The sequence below is a fragment of the Streptomyces puniciscabiei genome (assembly GCF_006715785.1).
Taxonomy (GTDB): Bacteria; Actinomycetota; Actinomycetes; order Streptomycetales; family Streptomycetaceae; genus Streptomyces; species Streptomyces puniciscabiei.
The window spans coordinates 6,511,332-6,530,346 of sequence record NZ_VFNX01000001.1 but is presented as its reverse complement, the minus strand read 5'-3'; the positions used below and the strand labels follow the sequence as shown (position 1 = coordinate 6,530,346).

Here is a 19,015-nt window from a genome sequence, read left to right as displayed (position 1 = left end):
GGGCCGGGTACGGCAGTAGGGTGACGCCCGTGGCACCACGACCCTTGCATGAGATCGTCGAACCGGGCTGGGCGAAGGCCCTCGAACCCGTCGCGGAACGGATCGCCGGGATGGGCGACTTCCTGCGGGCGGAGATCGCCGCGGGACGCACCTACCTCCCGGCCGGACCCAACGTCCTGCGGGCCTTCCAGCAGCCGTTCGACGACGTACGGGTCCTGATCGTCGGTCAGGACCCGTATCCGACCCCGGGGCACGCGGTGGGCCTGTCGTTCTCGGTCGCGCCCGACGTACGCCCGCTGCCGCCCAGCCTGATCAACATCTTCCGCGAGCTGAACACCGACCTGGGTCTGCCCCAGCCGTCCAACGGCGACCTCACACCGTGGACCCAGCAGGGCGTGCTGCTGCTCAACAGGGCACTGACCACGGCCCCGCGCAGCCCGGGCGCCCACCGCGGCAAGGGCTGGGAGGAGGTCACCGAGCAGGCGATCCGGGCGCTGGCGGCGCGCGGCAAGCCGCTGGTGTCCATCCTGTGGGGCCGGGACGCGCGCAATCTGCGTCCGCTGCTGGGCCGGCTGCCGGCCGTGGAGTCCGCGCACCCCTCGCCGATGTCGGCCGACCGCGGCTTCTTCGGCTCGCGTCCGTTCAGCCGGGCCAACGACCTGCTGATCCAGCAGGGCGGACAGCCGGTGGACTGGCGACTGCCGTGACCGTCGCCGGTTATCTGGCGGTGGACTCCGGAGGCTCCGGTCTCCGGGTCGCCGTCGGCGTGCCCGGCCGGGCGCCCGCCGCACAGCGGGAGTCCCGGGAGCCGGTCCGTACCGGTGCGCGGGGCATCGATCCCGCCCATCTGATGGCCCAACTCGCCCCGCTGGCGCGGGCGTGCGCCGCCGAGGCCGGAACCGGCCCGCTGGAGACGGCCGTCGTCGGCGCCGCCGGGTTCGCCACCCTGGGCGACGCCCTGCGCGCCGAACTGCCGGGCGCCCTGGCCCGGGAGCTGGGGGTACGGCAGGTGGCGCTCGCCGCCGACGCCGTCACCGCCTACGTCGGCGCGCTCGGTCCGCGTCCGGGCGCTGTGCTCGCCGCCGGGACCGGGCTGATCGCGGTGGGCACCGACCTCACGGCCTGGCGCCGGGCCGACGGCTGGGGCCATCTGCTCGGCGACTGCGGCAGCGGCGCCTGGATCGGGCGGGCCGGGCTGGAGGCGGCGCTGCGCGCCCACGACGGCCGGGACGGCGGCTCCGCACCGCTGCTGACCCGCGCGGAGGAGCAGTTCGGCCCGGCGCGCGGACTGCCGGGGCTGCTCTACCCGCGCACCGACCGGCCCGCCGTACTGGCCTCCTTCGCCCCCCAGGTGGCCGCGTGCGCCGCGCACGACCCGGTCGCCGCGGACATCCTGCGCGCCGCGGCCCGGCACATGACGGAGTCCGTCGCGGCCGTGTGCCCGGCGGACGGGGAACCTCGAACGGCGCTCACGGGCGGCCTGTTCCGGCTGGGCGAGCCCCTGCTCGCCCCCCTGCGGGAGGAGTTGGCGCGCAGGCTGCCGCACGCCCGGCAGGTGCCCGCCGAGGGCGATCCCCTGCACGGCTCGGTACGGCTCGCGAGCGACCTGGCGGCCGGCCGGCTCACCCTGCCGGGTGAATCGACCATGCTCTACGTGGTCCCCGCACAAGGCGATTGAGGTCACCGCAAAATCCGATTGTTCCGCCTTACGAACCCTTTATCGGCCGATGTACCCGGCACGTGCCCGGAACACGTGTCTCCGTCGCGCAACTCATCAGACAAATCCGGACGGATACCGCTCACCTGCACCCTCCCCGAACGGAGTAACCCGGAAAGCCAGTAACATGCGGCGCCATGAGCACCCCCACTGGGCCCGCGTCCGGCCTGCCCGTACGAATGCCGCGACCCCGCCAGCCCGGACGGCACCGCCGGCCGGAACCGCTGGTTGCTCCCGAGGGCGCGCCCGCGCTCGCCCTCGCGGTGCCCGGTGCGCCCAGCGCCGCCACGCGCGCCCTGGCCGAGGAGGTCGTGAGCATCGCCCGCTCCGAGCTGCCCGGCCTGGACGCCCGGATCGGATTCCTGGACGGGGACGACGCCGAGTTCCCCACGCTGCGGACCGTGCTGGTGCGCGCGGCCGAGGAGCGCACGGCCCGTTACGAGCAGGCCGTCGCCGCCGGGGTCGAAGGCGTCAAGGAACCCGACGGCCCGGTCGCCGTCGTCGTCCCGCTGCTGGCCGGGCCGGACAGCGCGCTGCTGCGGCAGATCCGCCAGTCCGTGATGGACAGCCGGGTCGCCGCCGATCTGACCGACGTGCTCGGCCCGCACCCGCTGCTCGCCGAGGCGCTGCACGTGCGGCTGTCCGAGGCGGGCCTGGCCCGTGCCGACCGCGCGCGCCTGTTCACCGTGGCCACCGCAGCCGACGGCATCATCCTGGCGTCCGTGGGCGGCGAGGAAGCCGTACAGGCGGCCGGGATCACCGGCATGCTGCTCGCCGCGCGCCTCGCCGTGCCGGTGATGGCGGCGGCCCTGGACCAGGAGGGCTCGATCTCCTCCGTCGCCGAGCAGCTGCGTTCCTCGGGCTCGCAGCAGCTGGCCCTGGCGCCGTATCTGGTCGGACCGGAGATCGACCCGGCGCTGCTGGCGGCGGCCGCCGAGGAGGCGGGCTGCGCCACGGCCGAGGCGCTCGGCGCGTACCCGGCGATCGGCAAGCTCGCCCTCGCCAAGTACACGACGGCGCTGGGCATCGTCCCGCCGCAGCCGCAGGGCACGCCGGTCCACTGACCCGCGCCGGCCTCCACGGCACCCGTACGACACACGGTCCGCTCCGCACCCCGGAGCGGGCCTTGCGCCGTGCTGGGCGCCCCGCCCGCAGGCTCCTCAGCCGAAGACGACGCAGGAGGCCGCGGTGACCGGCACGGAGCCCTCGTAGCGGGGCAGCCCCGTCGCCTCGTCCAGGGCGAACCACGTCACGTCGCCGGAGCGCTCGTTGGCCGCGTAGAGGAAGCCGTCGTGCTCGGCGAGCGCGCGCGGCCAGTGCCCGCCGCAGGGCACCGTGCCGATCAGCCGGAGCGCCTCGCCTTCGACGGCGAGGATCGACAGGACGTCCTCGCCGCGGGTCGCGGTCCACACGAAACGGCCGTCGGGCGCGACCACGATCCCTGACGGATAGGCGTCTCCGGCCGGGGCGCCGGACAGCAGCGGGACCTCGGCCAGCGGTCTGAGGGAGCCGGCCCCGGCGTCCCAGCGGCACACGGTCACGGTGGGGGTGAGTTCGTTGACGACGTAGGCGTGCGCGCCGTCCGGGTGGAAGGCCAGATGGCGGGGACCGGAGCCGGGGCGCAGGGCGAACTCGCGGTGCACGGCGGGCACGCCGTCCTCGAGGGTGCAGATGCGCACCGAGTCGGTGCCGAGGTCGACGCTGACGGCCCACCTGCCGCTCGGGTCGGACTGCACCTGGTGGGCGTGCGGACCGCGCTGGCGGCGGTCGTGCGGGCCGGAGCCGGTGTGCTGGAGCCGCCCGGAGGGCTTGGCGGCGAGCGAGCCGTCCGGACGCACGGGGACGGCGGTGACGCTGCCGCAGCCGTAGTTGGCGGTCAGCACATGCCCGCCGTACAGGCCGAGGTGGGTCGGTCCGCTGCCGTCGACCCGGACGGGTGGCCCGGCGAGTTCCGGCCGGCCGCCTGCGATGCGGTAGGCGGCGACGGCGCCCTCGGCCGTCTCGCTGACCGCGTAGAGCATCTCCCCGTCCGGCGACAGGACCAGGTAGGACGGGTCGGGTACGTCGTACAGCGCGGTGCCGAGGAGGAGCGCGCCGCTGTCCGGCGCGACCTCGGCGGTCACGAGTCCGGGGCCGCCCGCCGCCGTGAACGAGCCGATGAAGGCCCGACGCCTGCCGGGCCTGCCGTCCTGTGCCACCGCTGTCCCCTCTCGGTCGAGCCCGTCCGGGGCCGACGGTAGCAGCCGATCATGGCCGGTCTAGACCAAGGGGCGGGGGTTGTCGGCGGTTCTTTTCCTGGCGGGGTTGTGTCATTGCTCCGCAGGGCGGTGCCATTACCCTGCCAGCCGTGTGACTGCGCAGGGCCTGCGGTTGCCGCGGGGTACATGCCATCGCCTCGCGGGTCCGCGCCATCGACCGGGGCCGTGCCATCGCCTCGCGAGCCCGTACCGGCACCTCTGGCGTGTCCGTGCCTCTCGGGCCCGCATCCGCAAGGCTGCGGTTGCCGGGGGGCCGTGCCATCGCCTCGCGGGTCCGCGCCATCGACCGGGGCCGTGCCATCGCCTCGCGAGCCCGTACCGGCGCCTCTGGCGTGTCCGTGCCTCTCGGGCCCGCATCCGCAAGGCTGCGGTTGCCGCAGGGGATGTGTCATTGCTCGCAGGGCGGTGCCATTACCCTGCGAGCCCTGTGACTGCGCAGGGCCCGCGGTTGCCGCGGGGGCCGTGCCATCGACTCGCGGATCCGCGCCATCGCCTCGCGGCCCGTGTCGGGACCTCCGGCGTGTCCGTGCCTCTCGGGCCCGCGTGCGCAGGCCCACGAGCCCCGTCCCTGATGTCCCAGGCTCCGGCCTTGTCAACGCAACTCCCGATGCTGCCCGGGTCGAGTCGCTGCCGCGGGCACGACCCGGCGCCCGTCCGGTGGCCCCCACAGCCAGGCCACGAAGCGGCCCGGCTCGGGCCTGAGCCAGACAGCTCTCGCCCGTCCCGGCTCAGGAACAAGTCACACAGATCCGGAACTTCCCGGCTCGGGACCGACCTCGCCACAGCTCCGGCACGTCCCGGCTCAGGCTCCCACCACACACCCGCGACGTCCCGGTCGAAGTGTCACCAGCAGCACCCTCAGGCCCACATCGAAGCCCAGGGCTCAGGCCCCGCCGGCCACTCCCCACGCCCACGGCTCAGGACCGAGCAGCCGCACCCCAGCCGAGCGCCCCTCACGCCGCCCCGTCGACCGCACCCACTCGATACCTCAGGCCCCCACCAGCCGCGACCCCGTCGGGGCCCGCAGGGGCTCGGCCAGGTCGGCAAGAGCGCGTTCCAGGCCGTGCAGGTGGGCGAGGGCGGGCTCGGCGGGCGGCTCGGCGGGGCTGCGGACGGGCTCCGGCCGACCCGCGGTGAGCGCCTCGACGGCCGACTCCACGCGCCAGCAGGCCGCGGCCAGGCGGGCGTCGTGCGAGGCCTCGGGATCGGCGGCGACCGCCACCAGGCCGCGCACCTCACGGGCGCAGTCGTCGAGGAGCGCCAGGACCCGGCGGGCGCGCCGCTTGCGGGCCGGCATCGGGTTCAGCGGGTGCACCAGCGGGGCCACCGACAGCCGTACCCGGCCGAGCAGCTGCTCCAGTTCGGCGACTCGGGGCGCCGGGTCCGCCGTGGGGGAGCCCGCGAGCCGGGCCGCGGCCTCGGCCGTGCAGGCGTGGACGCAGCGCAGGGCACGCTGGATCCACGCGTCCGTGGTGGTGTGGGTGGTGACCGGCAGGACGAACAGCACGGCGAGCGCGGCACCGAGCGCGCCCACGCCGGTCTCGGCGAGACGCAGCGCGAGCAGACCGGGGCTCAGGACCCCGAGGAGGCCGTAGAGCAGTTCGGCGAGCAGGGTGACGCAGAGCATCATCCAGGTGTAGGAGACGGCTGCCGTGTAGAAGATGCCGAAGACGGCGACGGCGACCAGGACGGCCGTCGGAACCGGCGCGCCGCCCACCGGGACGGCGACGAGGAAGCCCAGGACGATGCCGATCACCGTGCCGAGGACCCGGCGGAAGCCGCGTACCAGGGTCTCCCCGCGCGAGGCCGTGTTCACGAAGATCCACCAGGTGGCGCCGACGGCCCAGTACCAGCGTTGTCCGGACACCAGCTGGCCGACCACCAGGGCGAAGCCCGCGCCCGTGGTCGCCTGAACGGCCTGCCGCGTGGTCACCCGGGCCAGACCGCGCCCGGCGGGCGGGGCCGGTACGGGAGCCGGGGGCAGCCGGCGCTCGTAGCACCACACGCCGAAGCGCACCAGGGCCGCACTGAGCACGGACAGCAGGACGGCGGCGTACAGCTCGGGCAGTTGCGCCGGGGTGGCGTGCAGGAACTGGGCCACGAAGAAGGTCATGAAGGCGAACACGCCGAGGCTGTGCCCGCGCGGCCCCCAGCGGCGCGCGTACACCCCGGCGCCGACGACGGCCAGGAAGACGAGATCCCGCGCGACGGGCACGGCGTGCAGCTCGGCCGCGGCGGCGAGCACCGGCACACCCACGGCGGGCAGCAGCGCGGTGGTGACCGCCTGCCCGCGCACGGTCGGGTCGGCGACGGTGAACAGGGCGAGGAGCGCGGCGAGGCCACCGGTGACCGCGCCGGCGAGGGAGTGCCCGGCGAGGAAGCAGACGACGACCGCGAGGCCGATGCCGAGGACGGCCCGCGCGGCGAAGCGCAACCGCGCCCGCCCCGGGTCCGGAGCCACGAACATCCTCTTCAGCACTACTGCCCTCCCCATGAAAACCGGATGGAGCACCGGCACGGAAAAGGCGCCGCGGAGGTCCGCAGCGCCATCGACGACTCCATGAGAGCATCACCGACGTCACTGGCTCAAGTGTGTCCCGAATCGCTGCGCCATTGGTCCAGCCGCGCGCCTGTGGTCGCGCCGAGCGCAGAGCCAACGGACCAGGTCGGAGGGCACAGGCGCAGATGCGGCCGCTGAGCCATTGGTACAGTCGTCCATCATGGCCGTGGACGAACTCGACACCCGCATCCTGCGACTGCTCCTGGAACAGCCGCGCACCAGCGTGCGCGAGTACGCCCGCATCCTCGGCGTAGCCCGCGGCACGCTCCAGGCCCGGCTCGACCGACTCGAGCGGGACGGCGTGATCACGGGCACCGGCCCCTCTCTCTCCCCCGCCGCCCTGGGTCATCCAGTGCTGGCGTTCGTGCACATCGAGGTCACTCAGGGCCACCTGGACGACGTGGGGGACGCGCTGGCCGCCGTACCGGAGATCGTGGAGGCGTTCTCGATCACGGGCGGTGGCGATCTGCTCGCCCGGGTGGTGGGCCGCGACAACGCCCATCTGGAGGACGTCATCCAGAAACTGATCAGCCTGCCGGGCGTCGTGCGCACGCGTACCGAGGTGGCGCTGCGCGAGCGCGTCCCGCACCGGCTGCTGCCCCTGGTGGAGTCGATCGGGCGGGCGGCGCGCGCCTGACGCTTGGCATGCTGGAGCGCATGAGCGATCTCGGCGGCCTCTCGGTCATCTTCGATCTCGACGGAACGCTGGTGGACAGCGAGCCGAACTACTACGAGGCGAGCCGGCAGACCCTGGCCGGGCATGGCGTCCTGGACTTCACCTGGGCGGACAACGAGGCCTACGTCGGCATCGGCAACCAGGACGCGACGCGGCTCTGGAAGGAGCGCTACGGCCTGAGTGCGCCGGCCGGGGAACTGCTCGCCGAGCTCAACCAGCGCTATCTGGAACTCGCCCGCGCGCGTACCCCGGTCTACCCGGAGATGCGCAAGTTCGTGGAGCTCCTGGCCGCCGAGGGTGTGCCGATGGCCGTCGCGTCGGGGTCCTCCCCGGAGGCGATCGAGGCGATCCTGACGGGCACCGGCCTGGGCGCCTTCCTGCGCACGGTGGTGTCCGCCGAGGAGGTGCCGCACGGCAAGCCCGCCCCCGATGTGCTGCTGGAGGCGGCCCGGCGGCTCGGCGCGGACCCCGGTGACTGTGTCGTCCTCGAGGACGCGGCGCCTGGCGCGGCCGCCGCCCACGCGGCCGGCATGCGCTGCATCGCCGTCCCCTACGTGGCCGCCCAGGCCGACCTGCCCGAGTTCGCCACCGCGAGCCTGCTGTTGCGGGGCGGCCAGACGGAGTTCACCGCCCAGTCGGCCTACGCGTGGCTCCGGGCCACGGCACTCACCGCCTGAGCGTGGGGGCTGGGCCACGGCGCGGGCCTGCTCAGCGTGGGGGCCGGGCCACGGCGCGGTCCGGCTGAGCCTGGCGCCGGGGCACCCGTCCGGAGCAAGGAGGCACCGCCCGCCCGGGTCGGTGAGTTCCTGGCGGCGAGGGTGGGGCAGGCCGTCCCGCCGTGGTGGTTCCTGCCGTGCGCCCGCGGCGGTGGCTGCCTAGCGTGATCCCATGACCACAGACCGGGCCGGGCCGGCCCCGCACGACCGACGGTGGCAAGCGCTCGCCGTCTGCCTGACCGCGGCCTTCATGACCTTGCTGGACACCTCGATCGTGAACGTGGCGCTGCCCTCGGTGGAGCACGGACTGGGCGCCAGCCCGGCCGAGCTGTCGTGGGTGATGTCCGGCTACGCCCTCACCCTCGGCCTCACCCTGGTCCCGGCGGGGCGGCTCGGCGACATGCGCGGGCGGCGCCAGACCTTCCTGACCGGGCTCGCGCTGTTCACGCTCGCCTCGGCGGCCTGCGGGCTGTCCACCGGCGCGGCCTGGCTGGTGCTGTTCCGGCTGGTCCAGGGGGCCTCGGCGGGCCTGATCGCACCGCAGACCTCGGCGCTGATCCAGCAGATGTTCCAGGGCGCGGAGCGAGCCCGCGCGTTCGGCATGATGGGCAGCACCATCGGCATCTCCACGGCGGTCGGCCCGCTCGCGGGCGGCCTGCTGATCCAGGCGGTCGGTGGCCCCGACGCCTGGCGCTGGGTGTTCTACGTCAACCTGCCCATCGGGGCGGCTGCCTTCTGCGCGGCGCTGCGGCTGCTGCCCCGCTCCCCCCGTTCACCGGGACGGCGTGAGTACTTCGACGTGCCGGGTGTCGTGCTCCTCGGCTCGGGTGTGCTCGCCCTGCTGCTGCCCCTGGTGCAGGAACAGCAGTGGCAAGGACGGCTGAAGTGGGCCCTGCTCCCGGTGGGCGCCGGCCTGCTCGCCGCGTTCTGGGCGTGGGAGCGGCGCCAGGGACGGCGCGACCGGGCACCGCTGGTCGACCTGCGGCTCTTCTCGCTGCGCTCCTTCTCACTGGGCGTGCTGCTGAGCCTGGTGTACTTCGGCGGCTTCACGACGCTGTTCTTCGTCTACACGCTGTTTCTGCAGAACGGCATGGGCTACGGCGCGCTGGCGGCGGGCCTGTCGTCCATGCCGTTCGCGGCGGGCTCGGCGGCCGGTGCCGCAGTGGGCGGCCGACTGGTGGTGCGCTTCGGGCGCAGGCTGGTCATCGCCGGGCTGTGCACGGTGGCGGCGGGGATGCTGGGGGTCGTCGCGGCCGTGCACTGGGTACCGGGGCGGGGCGTGGCCTGGGCGGCCGCTGTCCCGCTGCTCCTCGCCGGCATCGGCTCCGGCCTGACCATCTCCCCCAACACCACGCTCACCCTGTCCCTCGTGCCCGTACGGCGGGGCGGGGCCGCGGGCGGCGTACTGCAGACCGCGCAGCGCATCGGCTCGGCGGCCGGTGTCGCCGTGGTGGGCTCGGTGTACTTCGCCCGTCTGGCCACCCATGGCAGCCCCGCGACCGCGCTCCAGTACGGCCTGCTCACCTCGGTCGGCATCATCCTGCTGGCCCTCTGCCTGGCCTTCGCCGACCTGCGCGAACGCCGCGCCCATGCACAGCCGCAGCAGCCCAGGGAGACGGCGCGGGAGAGGGTGTAGGGGCCCGTGGCCGGCCCGGGCCTGGCGGGCCGTGACGGCACGGCACGGAGTGGGCGGGGTCGCGGAGAGCGGTGGCGGGCCCCGGCATCGGGGCGTGTCCAGGACTCGTGTGGCAGGGCGGTCGATCTCGGTCGCGCGACGGGGCCGGCACGTCGAGGCTGCGGCGGTACGGCATCGGGCCTACGGCACCGGGTGTGTACGGGGCGTGGGGCGCATGGCCTCTGGACAAGTTGCCGTATGCCAGGATCCCTGCACTGTCCGGGCCGCGACCCGAGGCCCGCCTCGCCGAACCCCCACCCGCCAAACGCGCTCGCGTCCCGCATCAGCACCCGCGCGCCCAGCACGGCACCGACCGCAGCCTTGCGCGGGGCGAGCCGCACCCATTTCCGTGACCGGCCGACGCGGCTGCCGCAGCCGGAAGCCGTTGGAACCGGTGCCGACGGGCTCTGGGCCCGGGGCCCGCTTCCCGGGGGTCGCGTCCACGCCGCCACGCGGCCGCCGGGGCTGCCCCCGCCACGCCCGACCGCGCCACAAGGCGCCGTCGGTGTCGGGAACCGGCGCGATGGAAGCCGGCCTCCCTCCGCTCACGACCTCCGGCGCGGCTTGCCCCGCTTGGGCGTCGGCTTGCCCCCCGCCGTGCGGGCCCGCGGGTTGCGGCCCGTCGGCTTCGGCGCCGGTTTCTGCCGGGTGCCGCTCGCTTCGGAGCGCTTCCGCTGCTGCTCCGCCGGAGGCTTGGCGCGGCCGCGCGTGCTGTTGACGGTGCGGCCGCGGACGATGCCGATGAAGTCCTCCACCAGGTCGGAGGTGGCCTCCTCCGGCCAGGACAGGGCGACGCTGGACTGGGGGGCGTCGGTGACCGGGCGGTAGGTGAGGTCCTTACGGTGGTGGAGGCGGGCCAGGGACTGCGGGACGACGAGGAGGCCGACGTTCGCGGCCACCAGCTCGATCGCGTCCTCGGTCGTCGCGGGGCGCTCGAAGGCGGGTTCGCCGGGCGGGCCGTCCCAGTCGAAGACGTCGTCCAGCGGATGGAAGAGCACCTCGTCGGCGAGATCCGCCAGAGTGACCTCGTCCGCGGCCGTGATCAGGTGGTCCTTCGGAACCACGACCACCGTGGTCTCGGTGTAGAGGGGGATCGCGCTGAAGAACGTGCGGTCCACCGGCAGCCGGACGAGACCGGCGTCGGCCTCGCCCGCACGCAGTACCTCGGACGCCTGGGCGGCCGGGACCTGGACGAGGGTGAGCGGGACGTCCGGCAGGCGCTCGTTCCAGATCCTCACCCATTTGGCGGGCGTCACTCCGGGTACGTACGCGAGCCGGAACGACGGTGATTCCTCCGAGCCTGTCACCAGGCCAGGTTACCGGGCGTGGTCGGCGGCCCGGCACGCGGCCGATACCCTTGACCTCATGAGTTCGCAGCAGAGCACCCAGACGATGAAGCCCGCGACCGCGGCGAAGAAGCTGGGTGTGTACCTCCCCGCCACCCCCGCCTCGTTCCAGGAGGGCGTCGTCACGCGCGCCGAGCTGAACGAGCTGCAGGCGAACCCGCCGGAGTGGCTGAGCGAGCTGCGGCGCAACGGCCCCCACCCGCGCCCGGTGGTCGCGGCGAAGCTCGGCGTGTCCATCGCCGGCCTCGCGCGCGGCGGGGTCACCGAGCCGCTGACCACCGAGCAGATCGAGGCGCTCAAGCAGGAGCGGCCCGAGTGGCTGGAGAAGGAGCGCGCCACCCAGGCCGAGGTCCGCAAGGAGGGCGCGCGGATCAAGCAGCAGAAGAGGGAGAAGCAGGAGCGCGACGCCGGGCGCGGCTGATCCTCCTCCACTGTTCCGGTTTTCCGGAACAGCCTTTCCCGAACGACCCTTCCGAACGGCTTTTCCGAACGCCGATCTCCGAACGGCCTTCCCAGAACCGTTTCTCCACAACGCCCTCCGACCGCCGGAGGGCGTTGTCAGTGGCCTGCCCTACAGTTCCCGTCACTTGATCAACACGGGTGCGGGAGGCACGTATGGGGTGGGTGTCGGCAGGTGACTACGAAGTCGCCCTCGACGGCGCAAAGGTGGTGTGCCGCAACGCGTCCGGTCGGCGGCTGAAGTCGGTGCCGCCGAAGATCGCCGACGATCCCGCGGTCGTGGGCCTCAGGCAGCTCGTCGAGTGGCTGGAGCGGCACGAACGGCAGTGCCTGGACACGGCCGAGCGGTGGATGGTCCGCTCGCTGCCGGTACCGCTCGCCGTCGTCACGCGCGTGTGGCCCGACCCGGCCTGGCAGGCGGCGCTGCGCGACCTCGTGGTCACCGGTGCCGACGGGCAGGTCGCCGGCTTCCTGCGGGACGCGGATCCCGAGCGCGGCCTGGGCCTGGTCGACCTCGACGGCGACACCGTCCGCATCGCGCCCGACCTCGTCCGCGTCCCGCACCCCGTCCTCCTCGAAGACCTGGAGGAACTGCGGGAGTTCGCCGTCGAGCTGGGGGTCGAGCAGGGGGCGCAGCAGCTCTTCCGCGAGGTCTGGCACCGGCCGGCGGCGCTCGACGCCGAGGCCACCGAGGTCGAGGACTACGCCGGCGGTTCGTTCAAGGAGCTCCGTTTCCTGCACGGCCGGGCCACCCAGCTCGGCTACCGGGTGCGCGGCGGATACGCCGTCTGCCCGGTCCTGGAGGACGGCCGGGGCACCGAGGCCAGGGTGTGGGTCGGTGACTACGACGGCTACTTGGAGACCGAGACCGGCCCGCTGGTCTGGTCCGGCCCCGCCGGCCGTGTGCTGAAGCTCGGTCAGGTCGGGCCGGTGGCCTGGTCGGAGGGCATGCGCATGGCGGCGGCTCTGTACGCGGGGCGGGACATCGAGGACGAGGAGCGGGCGGCATGACGTACGACGAGACCACGGTGGCCGCGCTGCTGGACGCCGGCGCCGTCCTGCCCCCGGGCAGCACCGCGCGTGAGGACGCCGACAGCCTCACCGTGCGCACGTACACGCACCCCGCCCTGGACGGCCGGCCGGTGGTGCGGCTGGTGCCGGGCACACTGGGCGAGGCGGAGGACCTGGCGCTGGAGTTCCTGGGCCTCGCCCGTGAGGCCCGGGCGCCCGAGGTGGGGCAGGTGCGCCGGGAGACGCTGGGTTTCCCGGCCTGGGCGCTGGTCAACGACCCGGCCAACGGGCATCACGCGCTCGCCCTGGTGAAGGACGTGGAGCGACTCGCCCGGCAGGCCAAGTCCCGTCCGGGCACCGCCAAGGAGGGTTTCGAGGCGCTCGGCGAGCGGCTGGGCCGGGCCGTGCCGCACTTCCTTCCGACGTTCCACGAACAGGCCGCGCGCGTCTTCCTGGAACACGAGAACACCACGTACGCCGCCGCGTTCTTCGGCAAGGCCCGCGAGGCCGAGCGGGTGCACGCGCTCCCGGTGGACGAGGAGCGCCAGCGCGCCGTCTTCCTGGAGTTCGCCTTCGCCGGTGCGCTGACCGTCAAGGCCCTCAAGGAACATGTGCGGGACCTGGCCGGGCGGCTCGAACCGGCCGCGGCCTGGGCGCAGTTCCGGCAGCTGATCGTGGAGCGCTGTGCGGCCGGGATGCCGCCGTACGCCTCGCTGCCGCAGGACGCGCGGGGACTGATCAAGGCGGCGGGCCTGCCCCGGGTGACCGAGGAGTGTGCCCTGGTCGCCGACCTGATCGCCTCCCCCGCCGCGGTCCGCGCACCGCGCTCCTTCTGGACCGCCTACCGCTCCGTGCTGTCGGTCCTCGCCGAGGAACGGCCCGAGATCCGGCTCCGGCTGCTGGAGATCATGCCCGCCGGTCTGGGCCGGGACGCCGAGGACGGGGAGTTCTGGCTGGCCCTGCTCGCGGAGACCGGCGCCGACCGGCTGCTGACGGACGAGTCGGCAGCGGCCGAGCACGGCGCCGATCCGGCGGACTGGCTGACCCGCTGGGCGTCCTTCCGCAAGCACGGCGGCTCGTACTCCCGCCGCTGCCCGGCCACGCTCGCGCTGGTCGAGCGGATGGCCCCGCTGCTGCGGGCCGCCGGCCGTCCGGTGGACCTGTGCACCGGACGCTGGCACGCGGGCGCCGATCTCGACCTGCTGGACCTGTGCGCGGCCGAGCGCGTCCCGCTGACGCTGCCGGGCCCCGATGTCCCCGTGTACCTGCCGCTGCCCGAGTGGCTGCTGGACACCCGCGCCGGCGCCCGTGACCTGGCGGCCGTCGCGGCCGACCCGCGGCTGCGGCGGTTGCTGCACCAGGCCGTGGACAAGGTCGGCGGCCATCAGAGCGGCGAGCGGATGCTGAAGTCGATCGCCGCCCATCCGGTTCTCTCCGAGGTGCTGCGGGAGTGGCTGGGTGAGGCCGTCGGCGACTTCACGCGCGCGGCGGGCCTGCCGGGCGCCCGTGCGGCGCTGGACCGGCTGCGCCCCTTCCGGGTGATCGCCTCCGAGGTGGCACCGGACGCGGTGGCCCGGGTGGCCGGCCGCGAGGTGGCGCCCCTGCTCGGCCGTACCGTGCGGGCGGGCATCCTCGACGAGCTGGGCTGGCCCGCCCTCGACGAGGCGCTGACGCTGCTCGACGGCCAGACCCGCAAGGGCGAGGACAACGCGCTTGCGGTGCACGACGCCTGGCCCGCGCTGATCCTCTGCCGCGGGCGGAAGGCGGTCGTCGTCGGCCCCGAGCGGATCCTGCTCGATCACGACCTGCGCCTCCCCCACGACCTGGACCGCTGGCAGCGCACCCGCTTCCGGTACGTGGACGGTGAACTGCTCGTGATGTGGCGGCACGGCAGCAAACAGTACGGCTACTGGTCCGCGCGGCCCGCCGACGTGTTCGAGCTCGGCGGCGAACAGCTGCCCTCATGGTGGTCCGGCCAGGAGGCGGTCGTGCCGTCGATCCCGCTGGCCGGCGGCGGACGTGCGACCGGTGGCCGCACCCTGCACGCGGGCGACACGGACCTGCCGCCGTGCCGCGCGATCATCGGCGACGGCACCACCCTGTGGCGCCAGGGCCGGCAGGGCAGGCAGACGGTGTGGCTGGAGTACGACCCGGTCACCGGGACGCACGGCCGCGCATCGCTGCCCGCGCTGCTGCGTTCGGCCGTCCGCGAGGACGCCGAGCTGCTGCCCGGCGTGTGCGAGGTGCTGCCGCTCCAACCGGGCCTGCAAGACAGCCCGTTCGGTACCGACGGCACGGTGCTCGGGCGCTGGGTGCGCAAGGAGGGCGAGGGCGCCGAGGAGCGCCGTACGGCCGGGACTCCGGACGGGCGGACCGTGTCGGTCACGATGGACCGCGACGGCTGGGTGGGCGTGCCCTTCGGTGCGCTGCGGCTGCCCGGCGGCGCCGAGCCGGTCGTCGCCCAACTGGGCGGCCACCGCCCGCTGTTGTCCGGAGCGATCGGCCTGTACGCGGAGGACGACACCTCTCCCGCCGGTCTGCTGGGCCGACTGACGCCGAACGGCAGCGGCGGTGAGTTCGCCGCCGGTACCCGGCTCGTGCCCCCGCTGCCCTTCTGGCACGCCCTGCGTCCGCGCGACGAACAGGGCTCGGCGGTGCTGCGCACCCTCGCCGACGAACAGGCCGCGGAGCTGCTGCGGCTCACCGCCCAAGCTCTGACGAGGCGTCAGGAGGAGCTGACGGCAGCGGGCGCGGACGAAGCGGCCAAGGCCGCCGTGCCGACCGCGGACGCCGTCGCCCTGCAGACCGTCGAACAGGTCCTCCCGGGCCTGACGGACGAACGCCTGCGCATCGGCGTGGCCACGCTGGTCAGGTCGGCGCTGCGCATCACCGACTCGGCCACCGCCTTCGCCACCCCTCCGCAGGAACGGCCGCGACAGCCGCACAACCGGACCGAGGGCATGTTCGCCGACTACAGCCCCGCGCGCGGCGACGACCGCACCCTGTACGACGCCCTGTCCGGCGTCATCGGACTGCACGGCTGGTGGTACGGCGAGCAGTGGAGCGTGCTCCGCCAGGTCCGCGCGGTGAACCACGTGCTGTCCGGCAAGCCCGCCGACGGCAGGCCGCTGCCCGGCCTGGCGCGCATCGGCGCCCTCACGGACGGCTGGCTGAGCGAGGAGTTCACCGTCCCGGCCATCGGCATGGTGTGGCCGCCCGTCCTCGGCGCCCTGCGGGCGCTGCTGTACCGGGCCGCCTCGCCCGTACTCACCGACGCCCAGCGGGAAGCACTGCTGTTGCTGGCCGAGGCCCTGGCCGAGGGACCGCTCGTCGAGGCAGGCGGCAGGCTGCGGGAGGTCGTGCTGAGCGAGCCCCAGGAGGAGCAGCAGCAGCGCACCGGGCAGGTGCTGCGCCGGGCCGGACGCACGGTGGTGATCCTCGGCTCTCACGGGGTCGACGTCCACCGGGAGCGCGTCAAGTGGCGGGCGCTGGACCACGATCCGTCCGGGACGTTCGGCTCGGTCGCGCACTTCACGCTGGAGCAGGAGACCCGGTACGGCCCGACGATCTCCGCCGAGGACACGGCTGCCGTCATCCGCCTCGTCCGCGGCAAGGGTGCCGCGCCCTGGCAGCCCGCGGCACCCGGGGCACTTCAGGCGGCGACCGGCGGCGCACTGGGCCCGTTGCAGTCCACCGTGCTGCTCGCCGGGCTTCCGCAGGAGCCCGGCACCGAGGCCCTCGCCGCGATCGGGCTGAAGCCCCGGCAGCGTGACTTCGGCGCCGCGCTGCTGCAGGGCCTGGGCCTGGAACGGCGGGCGGCGCTGATGGGCGCCCTGCTGCCGGAAGACCCCGCTGCCCTGTGGACGGCGGGACCGGACACCGAGGCCGCGGGACGCGCGTGGACCGAGCTGTTCGGCTCGCTGGTCCGGTTGCCGGAGGAGCTCTGCGCGGAACTGGCCGGCCTGGGCGCAGGAGGCGCCGGGGACGTGCTCAACCCGTCCCTCACACCATGGCTGAGCCGCACCACGGTGCTGCGTCCGGACAAGGACGGCGACCTCGTCCCGGAGGATCCCCAGGCGATGCCGAACCGCTACGCCCTGACGGGTGCCGTCGGCGCGCTCTCGGCGCTGGCGTACGTCCTGCCGTACGGCCATCCGCTGCGTGCCGCCCTGCCGGAGGGCCTCGCCGCGGTGCGCCGCCGGATGTCCGACCCGGAGCTGATGCTCGGCCTCGACGTGGAGTTCACCGAGAAGGGCGGCTCCACCGCCGTGGAACTGCGGAAGGTGTACGGGCTGCCCGCGACCGGCGGCGCGGACGCGTACGGCACCACCCGGGTCGGCGAGGCCCTAGCCCTGCGCCCCTCCTACCGCGACACCGAGACCGTCCTGGTCCGGCCGGCCGGGCTGACGGGGCCCGAGGACGCGGTGTTCGGGCTGCTGGAAGGCCTGGTGGGGTCGCAGCGCGGCCACGGCCTGCGCACGCTGCGCACGCTTCTCGGCGAGGAGCTGGGCCGCGCGGTCGCGGCCGGCACCGAGGGACCCGCGGGGTACGCCCAGGACCCGACGGTGAGCGTTCCGGCGCTCGTCACCGAGGTGGCCGCCGCGCACGGGTTGGGCGAGGACGCGGCCGCGCTCTACCTCCAGCTGCTGGCCCTGCCGGATCCGACGGACCGAAACTGCGCCCGCTGGACCGGCTGGAAGCCCGCGCGCCTGAAGAAGACCCGCGCCGAACTGGCGGCGACGGACCTGGTGGTGGAGGCCAAGCGGCCGCGTGCCGGGCGGACCCTGTTCCTGCCGTGCGGCTGGCGCGATCTGAAGTCGCCCGCGCTGCCGGTGGAGACCTGGAAGGAGGGCCTGTACCCGATTCCGGGCCACCAGCGCGCGATACCGCTGGTCCCGGTGCCGGAGCTGTTCGCGCGTGCCTGGGCCCGCGTCCGCGCGGGCGACGCCCCGGCATACGAACAGCTCACCACCCGCGCGAACCGACGGGGGCGGCGCCGATGACATCCACCGCGCCGGGCCTCACGCGCTTGGGCCCCACCGGGTCGAGCCCCACGGGGTCCACCACCGCCACGCCGAGCCCCACCCCATCGAGCCCCACCGGATCCAGCACCACCGCGCCGAGCCCCACCCCATCGAGCCCCACCGGATCCAGCACCGCCACGCCGAGCCCCACCCCATCGGACCCGCCCAGGTCCAGCCCCACCACGCCGGCGCCCACCTGCGCCCTTTCCCCGGCCACCGGCTGCTGCCACGCTCTCGTCGCGCCGTCCGGCCGCGTCCTCCCTCCGACCTCCTCCCGCAACGCTTCGAAGGAATCCTGCCGATGACGACCACCGCACTCGCGGCCGACGCGACCCGCCAGATCGTCCCGCCCGAGGACCGGTACGCCGTCGAACTGGCCTTCCTCGCCGCACAGGACTCCGGTCCAAGGCCGCCCGCGTGGCGGCTCACGCCCCGGGCCGTCGTCACGTTCGTCGTGGGCAGCGGCGGCCGTGCGCTGCGGCTGCCCGACGACGCGGAGGCGCCGGAGGGCGTGCCGCGCCGGCTGGAGATCACCGGCAAGTTCGTCGGCGACCGCGCGCTGGTGGAGCGGTGTGTCGTCACGCTGGCCGGTGAGCGGGGCCTGCTGCTCGTGGGCGAACCCGGCACCGCCAAGTCCATGCTGTCGGAGCTGCTGTCGGCCGCGGTGTGCGGCACCAGCGGGCTGGTCGTGCAGGGGACGGCCGGGACGACGGAGGACCAGCTCAAGTACGGCTGGAACTATGCCCTGTTGCTCGCGCAGGGACCCAGTCGGCAGGCGCTCGTCCCGTCTCCGGTGCTCACCGCGATGGCCCGGGGCGCGATCGCCCGGGTCGAGGAGGTCACCCGCTGTCTGCCGGAAGTGCAGGACTCCCTGGTGTCGTTGCTGTCGGAGCGGCGGATCGCCATACCCGAACTGGCGGGCGGCGAAGAAGCCTTGGCCCACGCGGCGCCCGGTTTCAACCTCATCGCCACCGCCAACCTGCGGGACAAGGGCGTCTCGGAGATGTCGGCCGCGCTCAAGCGCCGCTTCAACTTCGAGACGGTCGGCCCCATTTCGGACCTCGACGCCGAGACGGCACTGGTGCGCGGCCAGGCCCGCGCGTCGGTGGAACGCGCGGGTGCGCCCTTCCAGGTGGACGATGCCGTCCTGGAGGCCCTGGTCACCGTCTTCCGTGATCTGCGGGAGGGCCGGTCGGCCGAGGGCTGGGAGGTTGAGCGGCCGTCCACGGTGATGAGCACCGCGGAGGCCGTCTCCGTGGCGGGCGCACTCGGGCTGGCCGCGGCGTACTTCCCGGGCGACCGGGACGTGCTGGGGCTGCTGCCCGGGCATCTCCTCGGTGTCGTATGCAAGGACGACCCGGCGGACGCGGCGCGGCTGCGCGGCTACTGGGACGGCCCGGTCCGACGCCGCGCCGAGCAGGGTTCGGCCACCTGGCGCACGCTGTGGGATCTGCGCACGGTCCTGGAGGGCTGACGCCGTGTCCTCCCCTGTCTCCCCACTCGACACGCCGACCACGCCGGAACCCGGGCCGGAGGCGGGATCCGCGACCGTCGCCGGTCCAGGTGCGCACGC

14 protein-coding genes are annotated in these 19,015 nt (G+C 74.5%); 10 read left to right on the top strand and 4 right to left on the bottom strand.

Translation table 11 applies throughout. The annotated features are described in order from the left end of the window. Positions 1-29: 29 nt before the first annotated feature. From FB563_RS30240 to FB563_RS30230, 3 genes are all read left to right on the top strand, one after another. Positions 30-707 carry a uracil-DNA glycosylase gene (locus FB563_RS30240; RefSeq protein ID WP_055707898.1) on the top strand — a complete coding sequence of 226 codons (678 nt, stop codon included), beginning with the start codon at positions 30-32 and terminating at the stop codon, positions 705-707. Beyond that, a complete protein-coding gene (locus FB563_RS30235; RefSeq protein ID WP_055707897.1) occupies positions 704-1,678 on the top strand; it encodes an N-acetylglucosamine kinase in 975 nt (324 codons plus the stop codon). Before FB563_RS30240 ends, FB563_RS30235 begins: the two co-directional genes overlap by 4 nt. A 176-nt stretch (positions 1,679-1,854) precedes the next feature. Beyond that, entirely contained in the window at positions 1,855-2,781 is a 927-nt protein-coding gene (locus FB563_RS30230) for a sirohydrochlorin chelatase (RefSeq protein WP_107100703.1), read from the top strand. A 96-nt stretch (positions 2,782-2,877) separates the two neighbouring features. Here the strand turns inward: FB563_RS30230 and FB563_RS30225 are convergent, their stop codons facing one another. Both FB563_RS30225 and FB563_RS30220 read right to left on the bottom strand, forming a co-directional pair. Further along, on the bottom strand, positions 2,878-3,915 hold the full coding sequence (locus tag FB563_RS30225) for a lactonase family protein (RefSeq protein ID WP_055707895.1): 1,038 nt from the start codon (positions 3,913-3,915) through the stop codon (positions 2,878-2,880). 1,048 nt (positions 3,916-4,963) lie between these two features. Next, complete coding sequence (locus tag FB563_RS30220) at positions 4,964-6,454, bottom strand: FUSC family protein (protein WP_055707894.1); 1,491 nt, start codon at positions 6,452-6,454, stop codon at positions 4,964-4,966. Positions 6,455-6,695: 241 nt separating this feature from the next. On the opposite strand from FB563_RS30220, the gene FB563_RS30215 reads away from it, so the two are divergent. The 3 genes from FB563_RS30215 (at position 6,696) to FB563_RS30205 (ending at position 9,563) form a co-directional block, all read left to right on the top strand. Beyond that, positions 6,696-7,172, top strand: a complete 477-nt coding sequence (locus tag FB563_RS30215; RefSeq protein ID WP_055707893.1) for an Lrp/AsnC family transcriptional regulator — start codon at positions 6,696-6,698, stop codon at positions 7,170-7,172. A gap of 20 nt (positions 7,173-7,192) precedes the next feature. Next, entirely contained in the window at positions 7,193-7,888 is a 696-nt protein-coding gene (locus FB563_RS30210; RefSeq protein WP_055707900.1) for an HAD family hydrolase, read from the top strand. A gap of 211 nt (positions 7,889-8,099) precedes the next feature. Then, positions 8,100-9,563, top strand: coding sequence for an MFS transporter (locus FB563_RS30205; protein ID WP_055707892.1), 1,464 nt, complete (start codon positions 8,100-8,102; stop codon positions 9,561-9,563). A 584-nt stretch (positions 9,564-10,147) separates the two neighbouring features. Here the strand turns inward: FB563_RS30205 and FB563_RS30200 are convergent. Next, positions 10,148-10,909, bottom strand: a complete 762-nt coding sequence (locus FB563_RS30200; RefSeq protein WP_107100702.1) for a LysR family transcriptional regulator substrate-binding protein — start codon at positions 10,907-10,909, stop codon at positions 10,148-10,150. Positions 10,910-10,967: 58 nt separating this feature from the next. Here FB563_RS30200 and FB563_RS30195 point away from each other — a divergent pair, with 58 nt between their 5' ends. From FB563_RS30195 to FB563_RS30185, 3 genes are all read left to right on the top strand, one after another. Beyond that, positions 10,968-11,369, top strand: a complete 402-nt coding sequence (locus tag FB563_RS30195) for a DUF5997 family protein (protein ID WP_055707890.1) — start codon at positions 10,968-10,970, stop codon at positions 11,367-11,369. A gap of 194 nt (positions 11,370-11,563) precedes the next feature. Continuing rightward, a complete protein-coding gene (locus FB563_RS30190) occupies positions 11,564-12,418 on the top strand; it encodes a DUF4132 domain-containing protein (protein ID WP_055707889.1) in 855 nt (284 codons plus the stop codon). Further along, complete coding sequence (locus tag FB563_RS30185) at positions 12,415-17,421, top strand: hypothetical protein (protein WP_055707888.1); 5,007 nt, start codon at positions 12,415-12,417, stop codon at positions 17,419-17,421. Before FB563_RS30190 ends, FB563_RS30185 begins: the two co-directional genes overlap by 4 nt. On the opposite strand, the gene FB563_RS43140 is transcribed toward FB563_RS30185, so the two are convergent. Next, a complete protein-coding gene (locus FB563_RS43140) occupies positions 17,384-17,626 on the bottom strand; it encodes a hypothetical protein (RefSeq protein ID WP_167528516.1) in 243 nt (80 codons plus the stop codon). The two genes, FB563_RS30185 and FB563_RS43140, sit on opposite strands and share 38 nt — an antisense overlap. Positions 17,627-17,743: 117 nt before the next feature. Between FB563_RS43140 and FB563_RS30175 the strand changes: the two genes are divergently transcribed. Continuing rightward, entirely contained in the window at positions 17,744-18,916 is a 1,173-nt protein-coding gene (locus FB563_RS30175) for an ATP-binding protein (RefSeq protein ID WP_142218998.1), read from the top strand. Positions 18,917-19,015 lie beyond the last annotated feature (99 nt).